The following is an 18,333-nucleotide window of genomic DNA, read 5'->3' as shown; positions in this document are numbered from 1 at the left end:
GCTCCTTCACTCCGCCGCCTGGGCTTGGGCTTTCCTGCCGAAAGTCCCGTTCAGATAGGCCCATTGGGGCCGCCGGAACAGGAACCAGCCCTTGTTCGTCCGGCGGATCAGCCAGAAGAGAACCATCGGGCTGACGGTGGCAACCGCCGTGACGATCAGTGAGACGGTGCCGATATCCAGAAGGCCGAGTTTGAGGAGAATCACCCTGGTGACCCCCATCGGGAAGAAGAACGCCAGATAGATGACGATGGAATTTTCGCCGCAATGGCGCAGGATATCGAGCCTGGCCGCCTTCACCAGCAGTGCGCTGGTAAGGATGATGGCACCGGCCCCTGCCGCGCCGAGGGCCAGCGCAACGCCGGGCTTGGCCGACCAGCCCAGAGCAACCAGACCGCCGTTCACGATGCCCCAGATCAGCAGATAGCCAAGGCTGATCCCGATTCGCTCGCGCGCCCAGGCGGCAAGAGCGAAGATCTGCGGAGCGAAGATATACCCGGCGTAGAAGAAGACAAAACGCGAGGCGAATTCGTCGATGAGAAGCCAGTCGGTGTGAATGGGAGCCATCTGCAGCAGCGCGCCCGCGGCGAGCATCACCTGCCAGGGCACGCGCCAGTCATGGGCAAGTTTCGAGACGACGAAGAAGACCGGCAGCATGTAGATGAACCACAAGGTGCCGAAAGGCTGGATGAAACTGGTGAGATAGAATTCCAGAGTGCCGGCGACGCCCATGTCGCCGACAAAGACCGGCGCCTTGACCGCGAACTGGATGGTCATCCAGAGCACGTAAAAGTAAGCGAAATGAACGACCTTGCGATCGAGATAGAGCTTCCAGTCTCTCGTGATGACATTGGCGAGAAAGAGGCCCGAAATCAGGAAGAAATCCGGCATGCGGAACGGAGCGGCGAAGGCGACGACTGCGTGCATCCAGCCGGTCTTGCCGGCGGCTGCCTCCACGCCGAGCACCGAATGCATCATCACGACGAAGATGATGCAGATGCCCTTGGCCGTATCGACCCAGTCAACGCGACTTGTGCCCATCTTCCGCTGCCCTGTTTCAGCCCGGGCATGCCTTGCAATTCAGGTCGGATGCATGCCGCTTGCGCAGGATTTAAACCGCACCGGTTAAAATTACGCATACAGGGCCGGTCACGATTTGGTGACCGCAAGGGCCGGAATCTTCAGGCTCCGGGCTTGCCGGGGTCGTCGTTGTTCCACGGGCTGATTCTCGGCTGGCCGGTTCCTGCGGCGCCTCCGGACCCGCCGCCGTTCTTTTCCGACCAGTCCTCCGCGTCCAGGTCGACGACACCGTCGCCGGGCCTGCGCGCCGCCGTTCCGCCCTGGACAATGACGACGTTGGACCGCGAAAGAATGAAGCGGACAAGGGCCTCTCGAACCGGCGGGATGAACAGCAGAAGGCCGATGGCATCGGTTACGAAGCCCGGGATCAGCAGCAATATGCTCGCCACGACGATCATTGCACCCTGCATCACCTCGCTTCCGGGCGCGCGACCGGCGTCGAGCTCCTTCTGCATGCGCATGAGCAGAGACAGGCCCTGCTGGCGCAGCATGAGCGTGCCGGCCAGAGCGGTGATTACCGTCAGCAGGATTGTCGGGAAAACGCCGATCATGCCGCCCACCCAGATGAAGACTGCAATTTCGATCAACGGCAGAAGAAGTATGCCGGCAATGATATAAAGTCCCACGGGACCTCCATCGTCTGATAGTCTGTTAGTCCTTAAGGTAGACATTCGGTCACAAAAATGCGAGCAGGCGTTCCAGGAAAGACGGTCTTTACAAGATTCAGTCTTGCTCTTGGGTCTGGATGCTGGTTCAACGGCCCCTAAATTATGAACACAGTAGACATTGAGCGTTGGGCGGCGCTCACCTGACCAAACAAGGGGCGGCTTCTAGGCCTTAGAAGGGTAGCCGGAACAAAAAATGAATGAGATTTTTGACCCAGTAACGCTCCTCCTCATGGGACTAGCGGTTTTCATTCTGTTCAAACTGCGCTCGGTCCTGGGCAAGCGTACGGGCAATGAACGCCCGCCCTTCGATCCCTATTCGAAGCCGGAACAGCCCAAAGGCAAGCCGAACGGCCAGGATAACGTGATCCCGCTGCCGAACCAGACATCCGAGCAGTCGGAAGCTCTGGAAGCGGAGGGCCCGGGCGGAGACGTGGTCATCGACAAGATGGCCCCCGCCGGAACGGCGCTCAACAGCGCGCTGAAGCAGATTCTTTCTGTCGACCGCAGTTTCGAACCCGAACCGTTTCTTCAGGGTGCGCGCGCCGCGTATGAAATGATCGTCATGGCCTTTGCCGATGGCGACAAGAAAGCCCTCAAGAACCTGCTCTCGCGAGATGTCTACGAAGGCTTCGTGTCCGCGATAGACGACCGCGAGAAACGCGGTGAAACCATCGAATCCACCTTTGTCGGTATCGACAAGGCCGAAATCGTCGAAGCGGCCCTGAAGGGCTCGACGGCCCAGGTCACCGTGAAAATTCACAGCCAGCTGATCTCCGCGACACGCGACAAGGCGGGCGAAGTGGTGGACGGCGATCCTTCCAAGGTGACCGAAGTGGTCGATATCTGGACATTCGCGCGGGACACAGCGACCCGCGATCCGAACTGGAAACTCGTCGCGACCGAATCCGCAGAGTAAACATGACGCGCAGGGGACGGACCATGCGGCCACCGCTGGCTCCCCTGCTCGCCGTTTTTTTGACTGGCGCGGTCCTGACCGCGCCGCTTTCGTTTTCAGGAGCGGCCACAGCCATGCAGCCAGGCCCGCAGTTGCCGGAACACTTCCAGGAAACCTCCTTCGCCCGCCTCCCCGGTTGGCAACAGGACGATCATTCGGCGGCCCTGGCCAGCTTCCTGCGGTTCTGCGATCCGTCCGTCACCCTCCCTGAAGGTCCGCACTTCCTTCGGCTGCAGCCGGACGAACTGACCCGGCTGTGTTCGGACGCACGGACCGCCAACGACGGGTCCGACGCTGCGGCGCGGCAGTTTTTCGAAAGCCGTTTCACCCCGTTCCGTAATGCCGAGCAAGGCTTCGTTACCGGATATTACGAGCCGGAAGTCGCCGCATCCCGTCACAGGACCGAAACGTTTTCCGTTCCGCTGCACAAGAAACCCGCCGGGCTAGAGCCGGTCACCGAAGAAATCCGGCCGGAAAACTGGCCGGCGCATCTGAGCCACGGCCGCCGCAGGGGAAAAACAGTGAGCGAGCTGCCGGACCGGGGGGCGATCATGGACGGGGCGCTCGATGACGAGAGGCTGGAGCTTGTCTGGCTGGCGGATCCGGTCGATGCGTATTTCATTCACGTGCAGGGATCCGCCCGCCTGCGCATGACTGACGGTTCGGTGATGCGCGTCGGCTACGCCGGAAAGACCGGTCATCCCTATACCGGCATCGGACGCCTGCTGGTGACGCGCGGCGAAGGTACGCCGGAAGATTTCACCATGGCCGGTTTGCGCGGCTGGCTGGCGAAACATCCGGACCGGCGCGATGACCTGTTGCGGGAAAACCGCTCCTACATCTTCTTCCGGGAGGTGACGGAAACCGGGCCGGATCAAGGACCGGTCGGCGCCGCAGGTCTGCCGCTGGTGGCCGGTCGCAGCCTGGCGATCGATCCCGAACACTTTCCCTACGGCGCACTGGTGTTCGTTGCTTCAGGGTTTGAAGATCCGGACGAGACAGACAAGGAATTCGCGCGTCTCCTGGTGGCCGACGACACAGGCTCAGCGATCAGGGGAAGGGCGCGCGGCGACATCTTTACCGGTTCGGGCGATACCGCGGGACAAAGTGCCGGTGCCATCCGTCACAAGGCGAAATTCACGTTGCTGGTGCCCAATTCAAGACTGACTTCAAGATTGACCGGCAGCACGGCGGCGACGGACTGAAGGATGTCGAAGCGCGGGAAAAGGGGAACGCTTTCACCGGAGGACCGGGACCTGTGGGGCAAGGTAACCCGCACATTGACACCGATGCACCCCGAGCGCGCCTCCGAACTTGAAAAAGAACTGGCAAAATCCCTGGAGGAGGCGGCACCTACCGGAAGCCGCAAGGCCTCGAAAACCGCCACCGCGATCAAGCCGCCGCCTGCGGAAAAGCAACCGGCGCCTCCGCAGCCGCTGCACCAGCTGGAACATCGCTTCCGCAGGAAAATCGTCCGGGGCGTTCAGGCCATCGATTCCCGGATCGACCTGCACGGTCTCACCCAGCACCAGGCTCATGAGCGGCTGCGCGGATTTTTGTACCAGGCCCAGGCCCGCCAGCATAAGGTTGTTCTGGTGATCACCGGAAAAGGGGGAGGTCCGGACCGTGCCTATATGGACGAACGGGGAATTTTGCGCAGAATGGTCCCGCAGTGGCTTTCCTTGCCGGACCTGCGTTCCGTCGTAATCGGATACGAGGAAGCGCATGCCAGCCATGGCGGAGCCGGCGCACTTTACGTCCGCGTTCGAAGAAAAAGGTAGGGCCGTGACACCGCTTGGCGCGAAAATCCGGGAACTCAGGACGAAACGAGGGGTTTCGCTGAAGGAAATGGCCGCGGCGCTCTCCGTCTCCAGCGCCTATCTGTCCGCGCTCGAACACGGCAAGCGCGGCAAGCCCACCTGGTTCCTGGTGCAGCGGATCATCACCTATTTCAACGTCATCTGGGACGAGGCGGAAGAAATTCAGCGGCTTGCCGAATTGTCCGACCCTCGCGTCACCATCGACACGGCGGGAATGAACCCCAGAGCCACCGAGCTGGCCAACCAGCTTGCGCAGAAAATCGGCGGACTGTCGGATGACTCGCTCGCGGCGCTCCTGCATCAGCTGCGGGTCGCGGCGGCGAAAGACGATATCTGACAGTATCAGCCCGCAGTTTCTGCGCCTGCACCTTTTTTTCCCGGTCATTGCGGGGCTTGACCCTGCACCGCGTGCCCGGCGTATCCACATACGGACCGATGGCGCAGGGGACCGTACCACCTGAAACAGATTTACGTGTCCTTATCCTGCCGCATCTATATAAACGGCAACTGACTTGCGTCTATGGTATGGAATTCTTGATCAGCATGACACTTTCCCAGGAAGAAATCGCCGGAAATTTCGACTCGGCGGCCCTGCGGGCCCGGCTGACGGCACTGACGTCGGACAGCGACGGGGACGGTTCGGACAGCAAGGTCCGGGCGGCGGTTCTGGCCGAACTGAAGACAGCCGTGAAGACCGGACGTGACAGGATCGAAGCCCTGTTGAACGAGGACGGCGGCGGATTGTCCTGCGCACGGCGGCTTTCGTTTCTTCAGGACGAGCTGATCCGTGTGATCTACGATTTCGCCCTTCACCATGTCTACCGCGTCAAGAACCCGTCTGCCGCCGAGCGCATGGCGGTTGCGGCAGTCGGCGGTTACGGGCGCGGGACGCTGGCGCCGGGATCGGACATCGATCTTCTGTTCATCCTGCCGTACAAACAGACGCCCTGGGGCGAGCAGGTGGTGGAATACATCCTCTACATGCTCTGGGATCTCGGCTTCAAGGTGGGACACGCCACACGCAATATCGACGAATGCATCCGGCTGGCGCGCTCCGACATGACCATCCGGACCGCCGTTCTGGAAGCCCGCTATATCTGGGGCGACGAACCGCTTTACGAAGAGCTGGTGAAACGTTTCGACGCCGAAGTGGTGGAAGGCACGAGCTCGGAATTCATCGCCGCGAAACTTGAGGAGAGGGACGAACGCCACAAGCGCCAGGGCATGTCCCGTTACCTTGTCGAACCGAACATCAAGGAGGGCAAGGGTGGATTGCGCGACCTCAACACGCTGTTCTGGATCGCCAAGTATCATTACCGGGTCAACAGGCAGTCGGAACTCGTCAAGAAGGGCGTCCTGACCCGCTCCGAATATCTGCGCTTCAAGAAGACCGAAGATTTCCTCTGGGCCGTGCGCTGCCACCTTCATTTTCTCGCCGGGCGGCCGGAGGAACGTCTGTCCTTCGACGTCCAGCGTGAAATCGCGATCCGCCTCGGCTACACCCAGCATCCCGGCATGAAGGATGTGGAACGCTTCATGAAGCACTACTTCCTGGTGGCCAAGGAAGTGGGCGACCTGACCCGCATCATCTGCGCCGCGCTCGAGGAAGAGCATGTCAAGGAGCCGGAGGGCAAGGGCATTTCCGGCATGATGCGGCGGCTGCGCGGTGGCCGGGGATCGCAAGCCTCCAAGCCTGTGGAGGGCGCTCCAGGTTTCGTGGTTGAACACAACCGTCTCAATGCCACCAGCAAATCGGTTTTCGAAACCGACCCGACCAATCTCCTGCGGGTGTTCCAGATCTCGGACAAGCATAACTACAACATGCATCCGCGGCTGACCCGGCTGATACAGCAGTCCCTGAAACTCGTGGATTCCAAACTCAGGAACGATCCGGAAGCCAACCGCCTCTTCCTGTCGGTGCTGACATCGCGCAACTATCCGGAAAGAACCATCCGGAAGATGAACGAAACCGGTGTTCTCGGCCGTTTCGTGCCGGAATTCGGCAAGGTCGTCGCGATGATGCAGTTCAGCATGTATCACCACTATACGGTCGATGAGCATCTGATCCGGTCGATAGGCGTTCTCGCGGACATCGAACGGGGCAACTCCGGTGACGATCACCCGCTGGCAACGGACCTGATCCGCACGCTGCAGAACCGCAAGCTGCTGTATGTGGCCATGTTCCTGCACGATATCGCCAAGGGCCGTCCGGAAGACCATTCCATCGCCGGCGCCAGGGTCGCCCGCAAACTCTGTCCCCGCTTCGGGCTGAACGAAGCTGAGACGGGAACCGTTGCCTGGCTTATCGAACATCATCTGGACATGAGCATGATCGCCCAGTCGCGCGATCTCTCGGACCGCAAGACGATCACCGATTTCGCGCATACCGTCCAATCCCTGGAGCGGCTGAAACTGCTCCTGATCCTGACCGTCGCTGACATTCGCGCCGTCGGGCCGGGGGTCTTCAACGGCTGGAAAGGTCAGCTGCTGAGAACGCTCTACTACGCCACCGAACCGCATCTGTCCGGCGGCCACACGAAATTGTCCCACAGCCAGACGATCCGCGACGCCAAGGAAGAGCTTTCCGGCAAGATCGACCACTGGAAGGACAAGGAGAGAAAGGCCTATCTCAATCGTCATTACCCGGCCTATTGGCTGAGGACGGAAGCCGACCGCCTCGCGGCGCACGCCGAACTGTTCCACAAGGCGGACCTGGAAAATCGACACCTGGCCTTTCAGGTCACCCCGCGCGCGTTCGAAGGCGTTACCGAGCTGACGATCGTCGCGCCGGACCACCCTCGCCTGCTCTCCATCATCGCGGGCTCATGCTATTCCACCGGCGCCAACATCGTCGATGCGCAGATCGACACGACCACCGACGGCTTCGCGCTCGACACGGTCTTCATCGGGCGGGAGCTTCCCGACGACGAAGACGAGCACCGGCGCGGTGAGCGGATCACCCGGCTCATCGAGACCGCCTTGCGCGGCGAAGAACGCCTGCCTGAACCGGTCACCAAAAAAGGCACCGTCAAGGGGCGGATGAAGGCCTTCAAGGTCGCCTCGGAAGTGCTGATCAACAATTCTCTTTCCGACGGCTATACCGTTCTGGAAATTACCGGCCTGGACCGGCCCGGCCTGCTTTACGACCTGACCCGGTGCATTGCCACGCTCAACCTCAACATCGGCTCCGCTCATATCTCGACATTCGGCGAGAAAGTCGTCGACGTTATTTACGTCACCGACCTCACCGGACAAAAGATCGCCAATATCGGCCGTCAGGAAATCATCCGTGAACGCCTGGCCAACGCGGTCGAAGGCCAGGTGGAACTGGATCCGGCCGCGCCGGTCGCCCGCAAGGGTCAGCGCCAGGCTTCCTGAACCGATCCAACCTCCAACCGGAGCCCTACTGGCATGAGCCTTGTCCGCAACTTCGCAACGGTGGGTGGCGCAACGCTTCTGAGCCGCCTGCTCGGGTTCGTGCGTGATGTGCTGCTGGCGGCCGCCGTGGGCGCCGGGCCGGTGGCCGATGCCTTTGTGGTGGCGTTCCGTCTGCCGAACCTGTTCCGCCGCCTGCTGGCCGAAGGGGCATTCAACTCGGCCTTCATACCGCTTTTCGGAAGGACGGTGGAGGAAGAAGGCGATGAAAGCGCCAGGAGGTTTGCCGGCGAAATCGGCGCGGCGCTGCTCTTCTGCCTGTTGGCCCTGACCGCGCTCGCGCAGATCTTCATGCCATTCGTGGTCTGGGCCCTGGCGCCGGGATTTGCCGGAGACCCGGAGAAATTCGATCTGACCGTGCTGATGTCACGGATCGCGTTTCCCTATCTGATCTTCATCTCCCTGCTGGCCTTTATCGGCGGCATCCTGAACACCTATCAACGCTTCGCGGCGGCTGCCTTCGCGCCGGTCATGCTCAACGTGGTGATGAGCGCCGTGCTCGGAACGGTTCTGATGACCGGGATCGAGGACAGCATGACACTCGGCATCATCCTAGCGGTCGGCGTGACGGTGGGCGGCATCGTGCAGCTTGTCGTGGTAATCGCCGACCTCAAACGGCTCGGCTTCCGCATTCCGGTCTTTCGCCCCCGCTACACCAAATCGGCGAAACGCCTGCTGACACTCGGCATTCCGGGAGTTGTTGCGGGCGGCGTCACGCAGATCAACATCGCCGTCGGACAGATCATCGCCTCACTGCAGGAGGGCGCGAATGCCCTGCTCTACTACGCCGACCGCCTGTACCAACTGCCGCTGGGCGTGATCGGCATCGCCATCGGCGTGGTGCTTCTGCCGAGCCTGACCAGGCAGTTGCGCTCCGGCCACATGGTCGCCTATCAGCACAGCCTCAACCGGGCGCTGGAATTTTCCCTCGTCCTGACCCTGCCTGCCGCTGTAGCGCTTGCCGTGCTTCCCCAGGAGATCGTCGCAGTGCTGTTTCAGCGGGTGCGGTTCGATGCAGCCGCCGTCGAGGGAACCGCCGCCGCGCTCACCGCCTTTTCCTTCGGACTGCCGGCCTTCGTGCTCAACAAGGTGTTCTCGCCCGGCTATTTCTCCCGCGAGGACACCAAGACCCCGATGATCTTCGCCGCCATAGGCATGGTGGTGAATGTCGGACTGTCCATCGCATTGTTTCCGTTCCTGCAACATGTCGGCATTGCCCTTGCGACGTCCGTGGCCGGATGGGTGAACACGGGACTGCTGATCTATGTTCTGGCCCGGCGCGGCCATTTCGCACCGGACTTCAAACTGCTCCGCAGGCTTGTCCTGGTCCTGCTGGCGAGCCTGTTCATGGGCGCGATCCTGCACTTTGCAGCGCTTTATCTTGCGCCTTACCTCACCGACAGCTGGTTGATCATCCGGGCGGCGAGCCTTGCCTTGCTGATCCTTCTCGGCATGGTCACCTTCGCGCTCTTCACCCAGCTCAGCGGCGGCGCGGACCTTGCCGGAATGCTGAAAGCGTTGACACGGCGCAACACCTGACAGCGAAACGCCCGGCAGCGCCCATTGCCGCTTGCATAGCGACCGTGTGCAGCTTACACCCGGCGCGCCCAAATGTTCACAGCGCCCTTCCAACCGGCCGCACCAATAAAGGGATTAGTGATGACGGAGTTCCAGCCCCGTGTCTTTTCCGGCGTCCAGCCGACAGGCAACCTGCATCTCGGAAATTACCTCGGCGCCGTCTCGCGCTGGGTGCCGCTGCAGGACCAGATGCCGACCATCTTCTGTGTCGTCGACTCCCATGCCATTACCGCCGGCTTTCCGGATCCGGCCGAACTGACCAACGCGACGCGCGAAGTGACCGCCGCCTATATGGCCGCCGGCATCGACCCGAAGAAGTCCATCATCTTCAACCAGTCACAGGTGCGCGAGCACACGGAACTGGCCTGGATCTTCAACTGCGTGGCGCGGATGGGCTGGCTCAGCCGCATGACCCAGTTCAAGGAAAAGGCCGGCAAGAACAGGGAAAACGCCTCCGTCGGCCTGTTCGCCTATCCGAACCTGATGGCGGCCGACATTCTGGCCTACCGGGCGACCCATGTGCCGGTTGGCGACGACCAGAAACAGCATCTGGAACTGACCCGCGACATCGCCGCGAAATTCAACAATGACTTCGGGGACCGGATCAAGGACCTGGGGATCGGCGTGCCGAACCCCAATCCGTCGCCGGAACTGCCGGAAGAACTCTATTTTCCGATGACCGAACCGATGATCGCCGGACCGGCGACGCGGATCATGTCGCTGCGCGACGGCACCAAGAAGATGTCGAAGTCCGATCCGTCGGACCTGTCACGCATCAACCTGACGGACGACGCGGACACGATCGCCAGGAAGGTGAAGAAGGCCAAGACCGACCCGGACGCGCTGCCGAGCGAAACGGACGGCCTGGAAGGCCGGCCCGAAGCGGATAACCTGGTCGGGATCTATGCCGCCCTGAGCGGAACCACCAAGGAAGACGTCCTGCAGGAATTCGGCGGCCAGCAGTTCTCCGCCTTCAAACCGGCGCTGTCCGACCTGGCGGTCGCCAAACTGTCACCGATGACCGACGAAATGCGCCGGCTTATGGACGACAGGACACAGATCGATGCCGTCCTGAAAGAGGGCGCGGAAAAGGCCTCCGCCATCGCCGCTCCCGTCCTGAAAGACGTCCGCAAGATCATCGGTTTCCTCGACGTCCGCTGATATCGGACAGGGTCCGGTCCGGCGCAACAAGAACGCATCGGATCGGACCCGGGCCTTTATCCCGAACGGGACATCACGGCCATCCGAAGTAGCCGGTCGGGAAGCTGGCGGAGGGCGACACCCATTCCGCTTATTCCGATGATGCAGCCCGTTTCATGCGACCGCAGCCGGCTCCTCACGATCCCTGTCCGCGGGGTTTCGAACACCCTTGCCGACAATGATCTGCCGTTCGATATCCTGCCAGCTCTTGAGAACTTCGGGCGATAGCCCGGCTATTGCCTGGGGGAGCTTTTCGACGTCGCTGGCGACGAGTAGTTCCAGCAGTTCATAGGCAAACACACTGCGAACCGATGTCGGTGACAAGGGAACGCGGTCAGGCTTCCACCAGAAGTTTATGTTGCTGTTGAACGCGCCGACATGCTTGAAGCTATGGAACCAGTAGGCAGGTATGAAGAGAACCTCTCCTGTCCGCAGCGTGTCAAAATAGCAAGCCGCATCAGCGAAATCCGGAAACCGTCCGGTATCCGGGGAATCAATGTCAATCTTGCTGAAATTGAACGGCTGGAGCTCTGTGGCCAGATAAGGATACAGCCTGGCCAGCTGATCCGGCGAGAAAAGCCAGACCTGTTTCTCTCCGCTGACTTGAGCATTGAGGTTGTGCTGCCCGTTGGAGTCATAGTGCAAGTGGGAGCGAACACCCTGCGGGCTCACCCAGAAACCAATCGTCTCCAGGCGCTCGGGATCGAAATACGGCGGCATCTCGAAATCTTCCAGCAGAACCTTCAGCTCCGGATGATAGCGGTCCCAGTTATCAAGTATGAAAACGTCGTCACCTGAGAGGCAGAAGGTGCATCGGTCGTCCTCGGCCGTCAGGCTCCAGACGCGATCCAGATATTCGCTCAAGGTGGCGCTTTCCCGCGGAGCGCCCAGCACGCCGGTCTCGTCAAGCGGTGGGTGTGAACCTGTCGGCGAGATCTTGTAGCTCACATCCACATGGCCTACCCGCCGATCAAGATAGCCCAGGTCCCACTGGTGCGTCGCTGGCCACGCTTCAGTAAGGCCTGTGAGAATCACCGGCTTGTCCAGATTGGCGAAATTTGCGTCGAACTCTTCTCTACTCGGACAATTCAGACGTTCCAGACCACCCGTCACTTTCATGTCGACCCACCCCTTGAAGCGTTAAACTGCTTGAAATAGCCAAGCACCGATTCATGTCATACCGGTGTTGGAAGAGCAATCAGCGGTAGAGTGCAGACGAGATCAGCGTCTAAAGCACTTTCCGAACGTATCGAACCCCTTGATCGCACCGGCCGCATACCTTCAGCAGCCAGGCAAAGGAAACGGTTTCTAAAAGTTTAAGCGGCACACTCTCTCCAACTGGATCTTTGTAGAGAGTAGTGATCTTGGTCAGTCAGAACCGTGAAAGTGCTGGAGACAGCGCGCCGGAAGCCGAAGAAATTCGGCGCAAACGCGTGTCCGCGCACTCAGCCCGGTCAGGGCCGGACGGCCGCTCGTCTTCCTCTTTCGAAGCCGCCGGAAGCGCTGAGTCCGGTGAAGCCGGCCAGGAGGCTGCTTCCGGACACGGCAAGCCGGGACGGCGTGCTACCGACACTCCGGTTTCCGCTCCTGCCAGAACGCTTCAGCATCTCGCCGTCGCCGGGCTTGTCCTTGGGCTTGGGGCAGCGTTGCTTCTGGTGAGCACCGGTGGCGTCAATCGCTTTCTGGGTGTGGGGCTTGCCTTTTTCGCGGGCGGACTGGCCGTATGGCGGCTTTTTGCGGATGACATGCACCGCTCCGTCGCCGGTCTCCAGATCAAGGACGACAAGATCCGGCGCCTGATGGCCCGATGCGAGGAGCTGGAAGACCGCGCCTGGGAACTCGGCGAATCCGACGAACGCCATGCCAGCATCCTGGCGACACTCGGCGACGTCGTCGTCCGGCGCGACCAGGACAGCATCATTACCTACGTGAACTCGGCGGCTGAAGACGTGTTCGGTCCGGACCATCCCCTGGTACCGGGCAGCCCGATGACCCTGCCGCTGATCACGCGCAACGGTCAGGGCGGTTCCCGGGACGGTTTGTCCGACAACGAAACTGAAGGCATGGGCTTCAGGGACCTTCTCATGGCAACGGCGCAGGGACGGCGCTGGTTCTCGCGCATCGATATTCCCGTGCGCGATCCGGCGAGCGACCGGCAGCTCGTGCAGACGGTCCTCAGGGATGTCACCGAGCGCCGTCTTATCGAGGAGGAGCTGCTCGCCGCCCGTCATTCGGCGGAGAGTTCCAACGAAGCGAAATCGCGCTTCCTGGCGACGGTCAGTCATGAAATCCGCACGCCGCTCAACGGCGTCCTGGGAATGGCGGCGCTGCTGCGCGACACACGCCTCACCAAGGAGCAGAGCGCCTATATCGAAGCTCTGGAAACCTCGGGCGAGACACTGCTCCTGCTGATCGACGAGGTTCTGGATTTCTCCAAGGTCGAAGCCGGCAAGCTGGATATCCAGGCCGTGCCCGTCCGTGTCGGTGCGCTTGCGGAAAACGTCGTCGAGCTGCTGGCGCCCAGGGCGCATGCCAAGAACCTTGAAATCGGCGCCATGATCGATCCCGATCTGCCGGAAGAGGTGACGCTGGATGCCACAAGGGTGCGACAGATCCTGTTCAACCTGATCGGCAACGGCGTGAAGTTCACCGACGAGGGCGGTGTGGCCGTGGAGTTGACCGGGCGGTCCAATCCGGAAGGCGGCAGTTTCCTGGATATCGCCGTGCGCGACACCGGCATCGGCTTCGACAAGGGCGAGGCGGAACGCCTGTTCCGGGAATTCGAGCAGGTCGATCATGGACCGGCAAGGAAATTCGGCGGGACAGGCCTCGGACTTGCCATCGCCCAGCGTCTGGCGGGACTGATGGGCGGGGCAATCTCCGCCGAACCGGCAGAGACGGGCGGCGCCCTGTTCCGCGTCTCGCTTCCAATTCCCGAAACCCTCGCCGCCAGCACGGACCCGCGACTTGCCGGGCTTGAAGGCGGCCGGATCGTTTTCGTGACCAACAGCCGGATCGAATGCCCGCTGTTGGCAATGCGGCTGGAACGCCATGCGGCCGATGTCAGCATACTGACGCCGGGCAAGGCCGACCTCGATGAAACCCTGACCGCCGCCGATCTGCTGGTGGTCGACAATGCCGCCCTTTCCGACAGCGGAGGCTGGCTTGCCACCGCCCGCCTGACGGGATGCAGAGCGCCGGCGGTCATCATGATCTCGCCGCCGGAGCGCGAACGGCTGGATAACCTGCGCCAGGCCGGCTATGCGGCCTATCTCATCCGGCCCGTCAGGATCGAAACCCTCATCCAGATCTTTTCCGGACTTCTGAGCGGCGATGGCGTCGACCATGCCTGGGATGTCAGCGCGGAACCGGTCGCCAACGGCTTCCTTGCGAGCCGCAACCGAGCGTCCACCCGCCCCTTGCGGCTCCTCGTCGCCGAGGACAACGATATCAACCGGCTTCTGAGCGAAGCCATGCTGCGCAAGCTCGGTCATGTCCCGGTCATGGTTGCCGATGGAGAAAAGGCCGTGGAAGAAGCCATGAGTGGTGCCTTCGACGCGGTCCTGATGGATCTTCACATGCCGGGTCTGGACGGCTTCCAGGCGATCCGGAAGATCCGTGACGAGGAACAGGCCTGCGGGCGAGCACCCGTCCCGATCGTTATCGTCACTGCGGATGTCATGAAAGACGCCCGCGACGAGGCCGCCGAAGTTGGCGCGGCCGGCTATCTGACCAAGCCGCTTTCCGTTGAAGCGATCTCGGACGCGCTTGCGGAGATCGGCCGGAGCCAGGCCTCCACCGCCACAAGGTGAATGATGAGGTGCGCTCAAGGCGTACCAAGGCAAATGGGCGAATGGGCCGTGACGGTGCGTTTCGCGTCGGCTTGCCGCCTGTCCGCCTTGTTCCATCTTGTCCGCGACCGGCAGAACCGGGTCGCCCGATCCGGTGATGTGGCGGCATAAATCCCGATGACACGTTTCACAAACACAGAAGACTAAGCTAAGCTCCCGCCGTTCCGCCGGTGGAGAGTTCCGGACTATCGCGACGATTGTCATCCAGTTGTCGGATTACTGTGTTCTACGGCGGAATCGACGTACACTTAGCGGAATCGGGACAAGTATTCCGGAGGAGGCAATACGTCAGGTCGATCAGGCGCTCGTCTGCGGGATCTGAAAGTGTGCCCGACAGAATCAAGAGGGTGGAATGTCCATTATGCGGCAAGGGCTGTTTTCTCCAAGGAACCTGGTCCGCAGGTTCACGCCGGTCATGAGGTCCGGTGCGGCCATGGCGAACGTGGCGCGTCCGGTTCATCCCATCCGCACACCGGTCAAGACCGGTGAAACCCTTGGCCGAATCGGCAGCCTGGAAGTCCGCATGGCGCGCAACTTCAAGGAAGTCAAAAAGGCCCAGCGCCTCCGCTACGATGTTTTCTACGAGGAAATGTCAGCCATCGCGGACGCGCATACCCTGGCGACACGCAGGGACGCCGATCCCTTCGATGCCTATTGCGATCATCTTCTTGTCCTCGACCATGCCTCGATGAAGCGCAACAAGCTCGGCCGGCTCCAACCGGCAATCGTCGGCACCTACCGGATCCTGCGTCAGGAGATCGCGGACCGGCATGGCGGGTTTTATACCGCCGGCGAATACAATATTCAGGCCCTGATCGACGCCAATCCCGGCAAGCGCTTCATGGAGCTGGGGCGTTCGTGCGTCCTAAAGCCCTACCGCAACAAGAAAACCGTCGAGCTTCTGTGGCACGGTATCTGGGCCTATGTGCTGCGCCACAAGATCGATGTAATGCTCGGCTGCGCTTCCATCGAGGGCACCAATCCGGACGCGGTTGCCGGCCAGCTCTCCTTCCTGCACCATAATGCCCGCGCTCCGGAAGAATGGCGCGTGCGTGCCGTGGGAGACAGGTATGTGGAGATGAACCGCCTGCCTGCGGATGCCATCAACGCAAAGGAAGCGCTCCGCGCCCTGCCGCCGCTGGTGAAGGGTTACCTGCGCCTCGGTGCCTTTATCGGCGATGGCGCGGTGGTGGACCACCAGTTCGGTACGACCGATGTGCTCATCATCATGCCCGTCTCCGAACTCAATACGCGCTATGTCAACTATTACGGCGCGGATGCAGGCCGCTATTCCAGCTAGCGGTCCCCGCTTAATGGAGCAAAAAGATCCCTGGCTGCAGGAAATTTTCAAAATGGCACAGCGGGGGCGCCAAAGCGCATTAGCCTTAACACCCCCTTAAAGTGGTCTATTCTAGGATCGTTCCCGGGAACTCGGCAATTTGCCGGAAAAGTACGGGACGGATGATCTATGGCGCAACGGGCGAAACGCCAGGCGCGGATTGAGCCGACATTCGGAGACTCTGGCAGTAGCCTGCTTGACCTGCGCCTCAGCCCGCAGGACAGACCGGCTGCGCCCGCAGCAAAGGCACCGTCCAAGAAGAAACCCCGCAAAGCCGCAGCATCCGGCGGTGCGAAGAAACCCGCTACCAAGAAACCGACCGCCAAAAGACCGGCCAAGGCGAAGTCCGCGAAGGCGAAAAACGCGCCGCGCGCCCGTCAGGGAAGCCGCTCCGGCGCAAAACGGCGCAGCCAGAAACGGAAAAGCCGCGTTTTCGTCCCGGCCGCGCTTGGCCGATTTTTCAAACGCAGCCTCTACTGGAGCGCGGTTCTGGGCATCTGGGGCGTCGTCGTCGTCGTCTGCATCGTCGGCTATTACGCAGCCTATCTTCCGCCGACGTCCGAATGGCAGGTGCCCGCCCGCCCACCGAATGTGAAAATCGTCGCGGCCAACGGCCAGCTCATTGCAAACCGGGGCGACACGGGCGGTGAAGCGGTCCGTCTGGAACAGTTGCCGCCTTACCTGCCGAATGCCGTCATCTCGATCGAGGACCGGCGGTTCCGGTCGCATTTCGGTGTCGATCCGATCGGGTTGATGCGCGCGGTTTACACCAACCTGACGGCAAGGCGGCTGTCACAGGGCGGATCGACGCTCACCCAGCAGCTGGCGAAGAACCTGTTCCTTGAACCGAATCGCACCATCAGGCGGAAAATCCAGGAACTGGTGCTCGCCTTCTGGCTGGAAGCGGAATATTCCAAGGACGAAATCCTGGAAATGTATCTGAACCGGGTCTATCTCGGGTCTGGCGCCTATGGTGTTGACGCGGCGGCCCGGCGCTATTTCGGAAAATCGGCGCGGTTGCTGACAATCGCGGAAGCGGCCACCATCGCCGGCCTGCTGAAGGCCCCGTCCCGCTATTCTCCGGCACGCAATCCGGATCTCGCCGAAGACCGCGCCCAGCTCGTCCTGGCGGCGATGCACGAGGAAGGCTACATCAACTCTGACGAAGCGAAGAACGCTATCGCGGCGCCCGCCAAGGTGGTGCGCCGCTACACAACCGCCAGCGAGAATTATGCCGCCGACTGGGTCATGGACGTCCTGCCGCATTTCATCGGCTCGATAGAAACCGACATCGTCGTCGACACCACCATCGACCCGGTCATGCAACAGGCCGCGGAGAAGGCGCTGCGCGCCGCGCTCAAGGAAAACAGGGAAGCCTACGCCGTCACCCAGGGTGCGGTGGTCACGCTGGACACGGCAGGGGCCGTCAAGGCGCTGGTGGGCGGCGGCGACTATTCCAAGAGCCAGTTCAACCGCGCCGTCTATGCCAAGCGCCAGCCCGGCTCGGCCTTCAAGCCGTTCGTCTATCTGTCAGCGCTGGAGAACGGCATGGCCCCGCAGACTGTCCGCCAGGACCAGCCGATCACCATCGGCGGCTGGTCGCCGAAGAACTACACCAAGGAACACTACGGCCCGGTGACGCTTACCCGAGCGCTAAGCCTCTCGCTGAACACGGTCGCGGTGCAGCTTGCCCACGAAGTTGGGGCGGGGACCGTTGCGAAAACCGCCCGGCGGCTCGGTATCGAGTCGGACATGAACAGGAACCTGTCCCTGGCGCTTGGAACGTCCGAGGTCACTCCGCTGGAAATCGCTGCCGCCTATGTACCGTTTTCCAACGGCGGCTATGGCGTGCTGCCGCATATCATTCGGCGGATCAAAAGCATCGACGGCAAGACGCTCTATTCGCGCTCCGGCGACGGCCGCGGCCGGGTGGTCGACCGTCAGATGATCGGCAACATGAACCTGATGCTTTCGGAAACGCTGCTGACAGGCACCGGCCGCAAGGCCCGGCTGGACAGCGGGCGGCCCGCCGGAGGAAAGACCGGCACCACGCAGGATTTCCGGGACGCCTGGTTCATCGGCTATACGGGCAATCTGACCACGGCGGTCTGGTTCGGCAACGACAACAATTCCCCGATGAAAAAGGTCACGGGCGGCGGGCTTCCTGCAGGTGTCTGGAAAGAAGTGATGGATGTGGCCCATCAGGGCCTTCCCGTTGCGGACCTTCCCGGTGTCCCGAACCTGCCGGCAACCGTTGCGGCTCCGCAAAAGCCGGTGCCTTCCCAATCCGTCGGGTCCGGCAGCGAACCGATCCCGCCATCACCGGTCGGCGGTGGGGAGAACAACGAGCGCAAGGGTCCTCTCAACCTCCTGCGCAATCTCTTCGGCGGCGGGTAAAACAAAGGCGTTT

13 protein-coding genes are annotated in these 18,333 nt (G+C 61.6%); 10 read left to right on the top strand and 3 right to left on the bottom strand.

Annotation, left to right across the window (positions count from 1 at the left end):
- Nucleotides 1-6 precede the first annotated feature (6 nt).
- The gene (locus tag Q1B40_RS21755; RefSeq protein ID WP_299819514.1) at nt 7-1,038 is read right to left on the bottom strand and encodes an acyltransferase family protein; all 1,032 of its coding nucleotides are present in this window, start codon (nt 1,036-1,038) and stop codon (nt 7-9) included.
- A gap of 140 nt (nt 1,039-1,178) precedes the next feature.
- Nucleotides 1,179-1,703: an FxsA family protein gene (locus Q1B40_RS21750; RefSeq protein ID WP_299819511.1), complete on the bottom strand. Its 525-nt coding sequence runs from the start codon at nt 1,701-1,703 to the stop codon at nt 1,179-1,181.
- 235 nt (nt 1,704-1,938) lie between these two features.
- Here Q1B40_RS21750 and Q1B40_RS21745 point away from each other — a divergent pair, with 235 nt between their 5' ends.
- The 7 genes from Q1B40_RS21745 (at nt 1,939) to trpS (ending at nt 10,694) form a co-directional block, all read left to right on the top strand.
- Nucleotides 1,939-2,661 carry a Tim44/TimA family putative adaptor protein gene (locus Q1B40_RS21745; RefSeq protein WP_299819508.1) on the top strand — a complete coding sequence of 241 codons (723 nt, stop codon included), beginning with the start codon at nt 1,939-1,941 and terminating at the stop codon, nt 2,659-2,661.
- 2 nt (nt 2,662-2,663) lie between these two features.
- Complete coding sequence (locus Q1B40_RS21740) at nt 2,664-3,905, top strand: MltA domain-containing protein (protein WP_299819506.1); 1,242 nt, start codon at nt 2,664-2,666, stop codon at nt 3,903-3,905.
- A gap of 3 nt (nt 3,906-3,908) precedes the next feature.
- Nucleotides 3,909-4,481, top strand: coding sequence for a Smr/MutS family protein (locus Q1B40_RS21735; RefSeq protein ID WP_299819503.1), 573 nt, complete (start codon nt 3,909-3,911; stop codon nt 4,479-4,481).
- 4 nt (nt 4,482-4,485) lie between these two features.
- Nucleotides 4,486-4,857 (top strand): helix-turn-helix transcriptional regulator, encoded by a 372-nt coding sequence (locus Q1B40_RS21730; RefSeq protein ID WP_299819500.1) that lies wholly within the window; start codon nt 4,486-4,488, stop codon nt 4,855-4,857.
- A 206-nt stretch (nt 4,858-5,063) separates the two neighbouring features.
- Nucleotides 5,064-7,898, top strand: coding sequence for a [protein-PII] uridylyltransferase (locus Q1B40_RS21725; protein WP_299819497.1), 2,835 nt, complete (start codon nt 5,064-5,066; stop codon nt 7,896-7,898).
- Nucleotides 7,899-7,931: 33 nt separating this feature from the next.
- Entirely contained in the window at nt 7,932-9,494 is a 1,563-nt protein-coding gene (gene murJ / locus Q1B40_RS21720) for a murein biosynthesis integral membrane protein MurJ (protein WP_299819494.1), read from the top strand.
- Between the two features lie 120 nt (nt 9,495-9,614).
- On the top strand, nt 9,615-10,694 hold the full coding sequence (trpS, locus tag Q1B40_RS21715; protein ID WP_299819491.1) for a tryptophan--tRNA ligase: 1,080 nt from the start codon (nt 9,615-9,617) through the stop codon (nt 10,692-10,694).
- Nucleotides 10,695-10,847: 153 nt separating this feature from the next.
- On the opposite strand, the gene Q1B40_RS21710 is transcribed toward trpS, so the two are convergent.
- Nucleotides 10,848-11,852 (bottom strand): cupin-like domain-containing protein, encoded by a 1,005-nt coding sequence (locus Q1B40_RS21710; protein ID WP_299819488.1) that lies wholly within the window; start codon nt 11,850-11,852, stop codon nt 10,848-10,850.
- Nucleotides 11,853-12,166: 314 nt separating this feature from the next.
- Here Q1B40_RS21710 and Q1B40_RS21705 point away from each other — a divergent pair, with 314 nt between their 5' ends.
- The 3 genes from Q1B40_RS21705 (at nt 12,167) to Q1B40_RS21695 (ending at nt 18,320) form a co-directional block, all read left to right on the top strand.
- Nucleotides 12,167-14,545, top strand: coding sequence for a PAS domain-containing hybrid sensor histidine kinase/response regulator (locus tag Q1B40_RS21705; RefSeq protein WP_299819485.1), 2,379 nt, complete (start codon nt 12,167-12,169; stop codon nt 14,543-14,545).
- Nucleotides 14,546-14,945: 400 nt separating this feature from the next.
- Nucleotides 14,946-15,884 carry a GNAT family N-acetyltransferase gene (locus Q1B40_RS21700; RefSeq protein ID WP_299819748.1) on the top strand — a complete coding sequence of 313 codons (939 nt, stop codon included), beginning with the start codon at nt 14,946-14,948 and terminating at the stop codon, nt 15,882-15,884.
- 168 nt (nt 15,885-16,052) lie between these two features.
- Nucleotides 16,053-18,320, top strand: a complete 2,268-nt coding sequence (locus tag Q1B40_RS21695) for a transglycosylase domain-containing protein (protein ID WP_299819482.1) — start codon at nt 16,053-16,055, stop codon at nt 18,318-18,320.
- Nucleotides 18,321-18,333 lie beyond the last annotated feature (13 nt).

The sequence above is a fragment of the uncultured Roseibium sp. genome (assembly GCF_947496995.1).
Taxonomy (GTDB): Bacteria; Pseudomonadota; Alphaproteobacteria; order Rhizobiales; family Stappiaceae; genus Roseibium.
The sequence above is the reverse complement of the archived record's forward strand: the minus strand, read 5'-3'. Positions and strand labels throughout refer to the sequence as shown.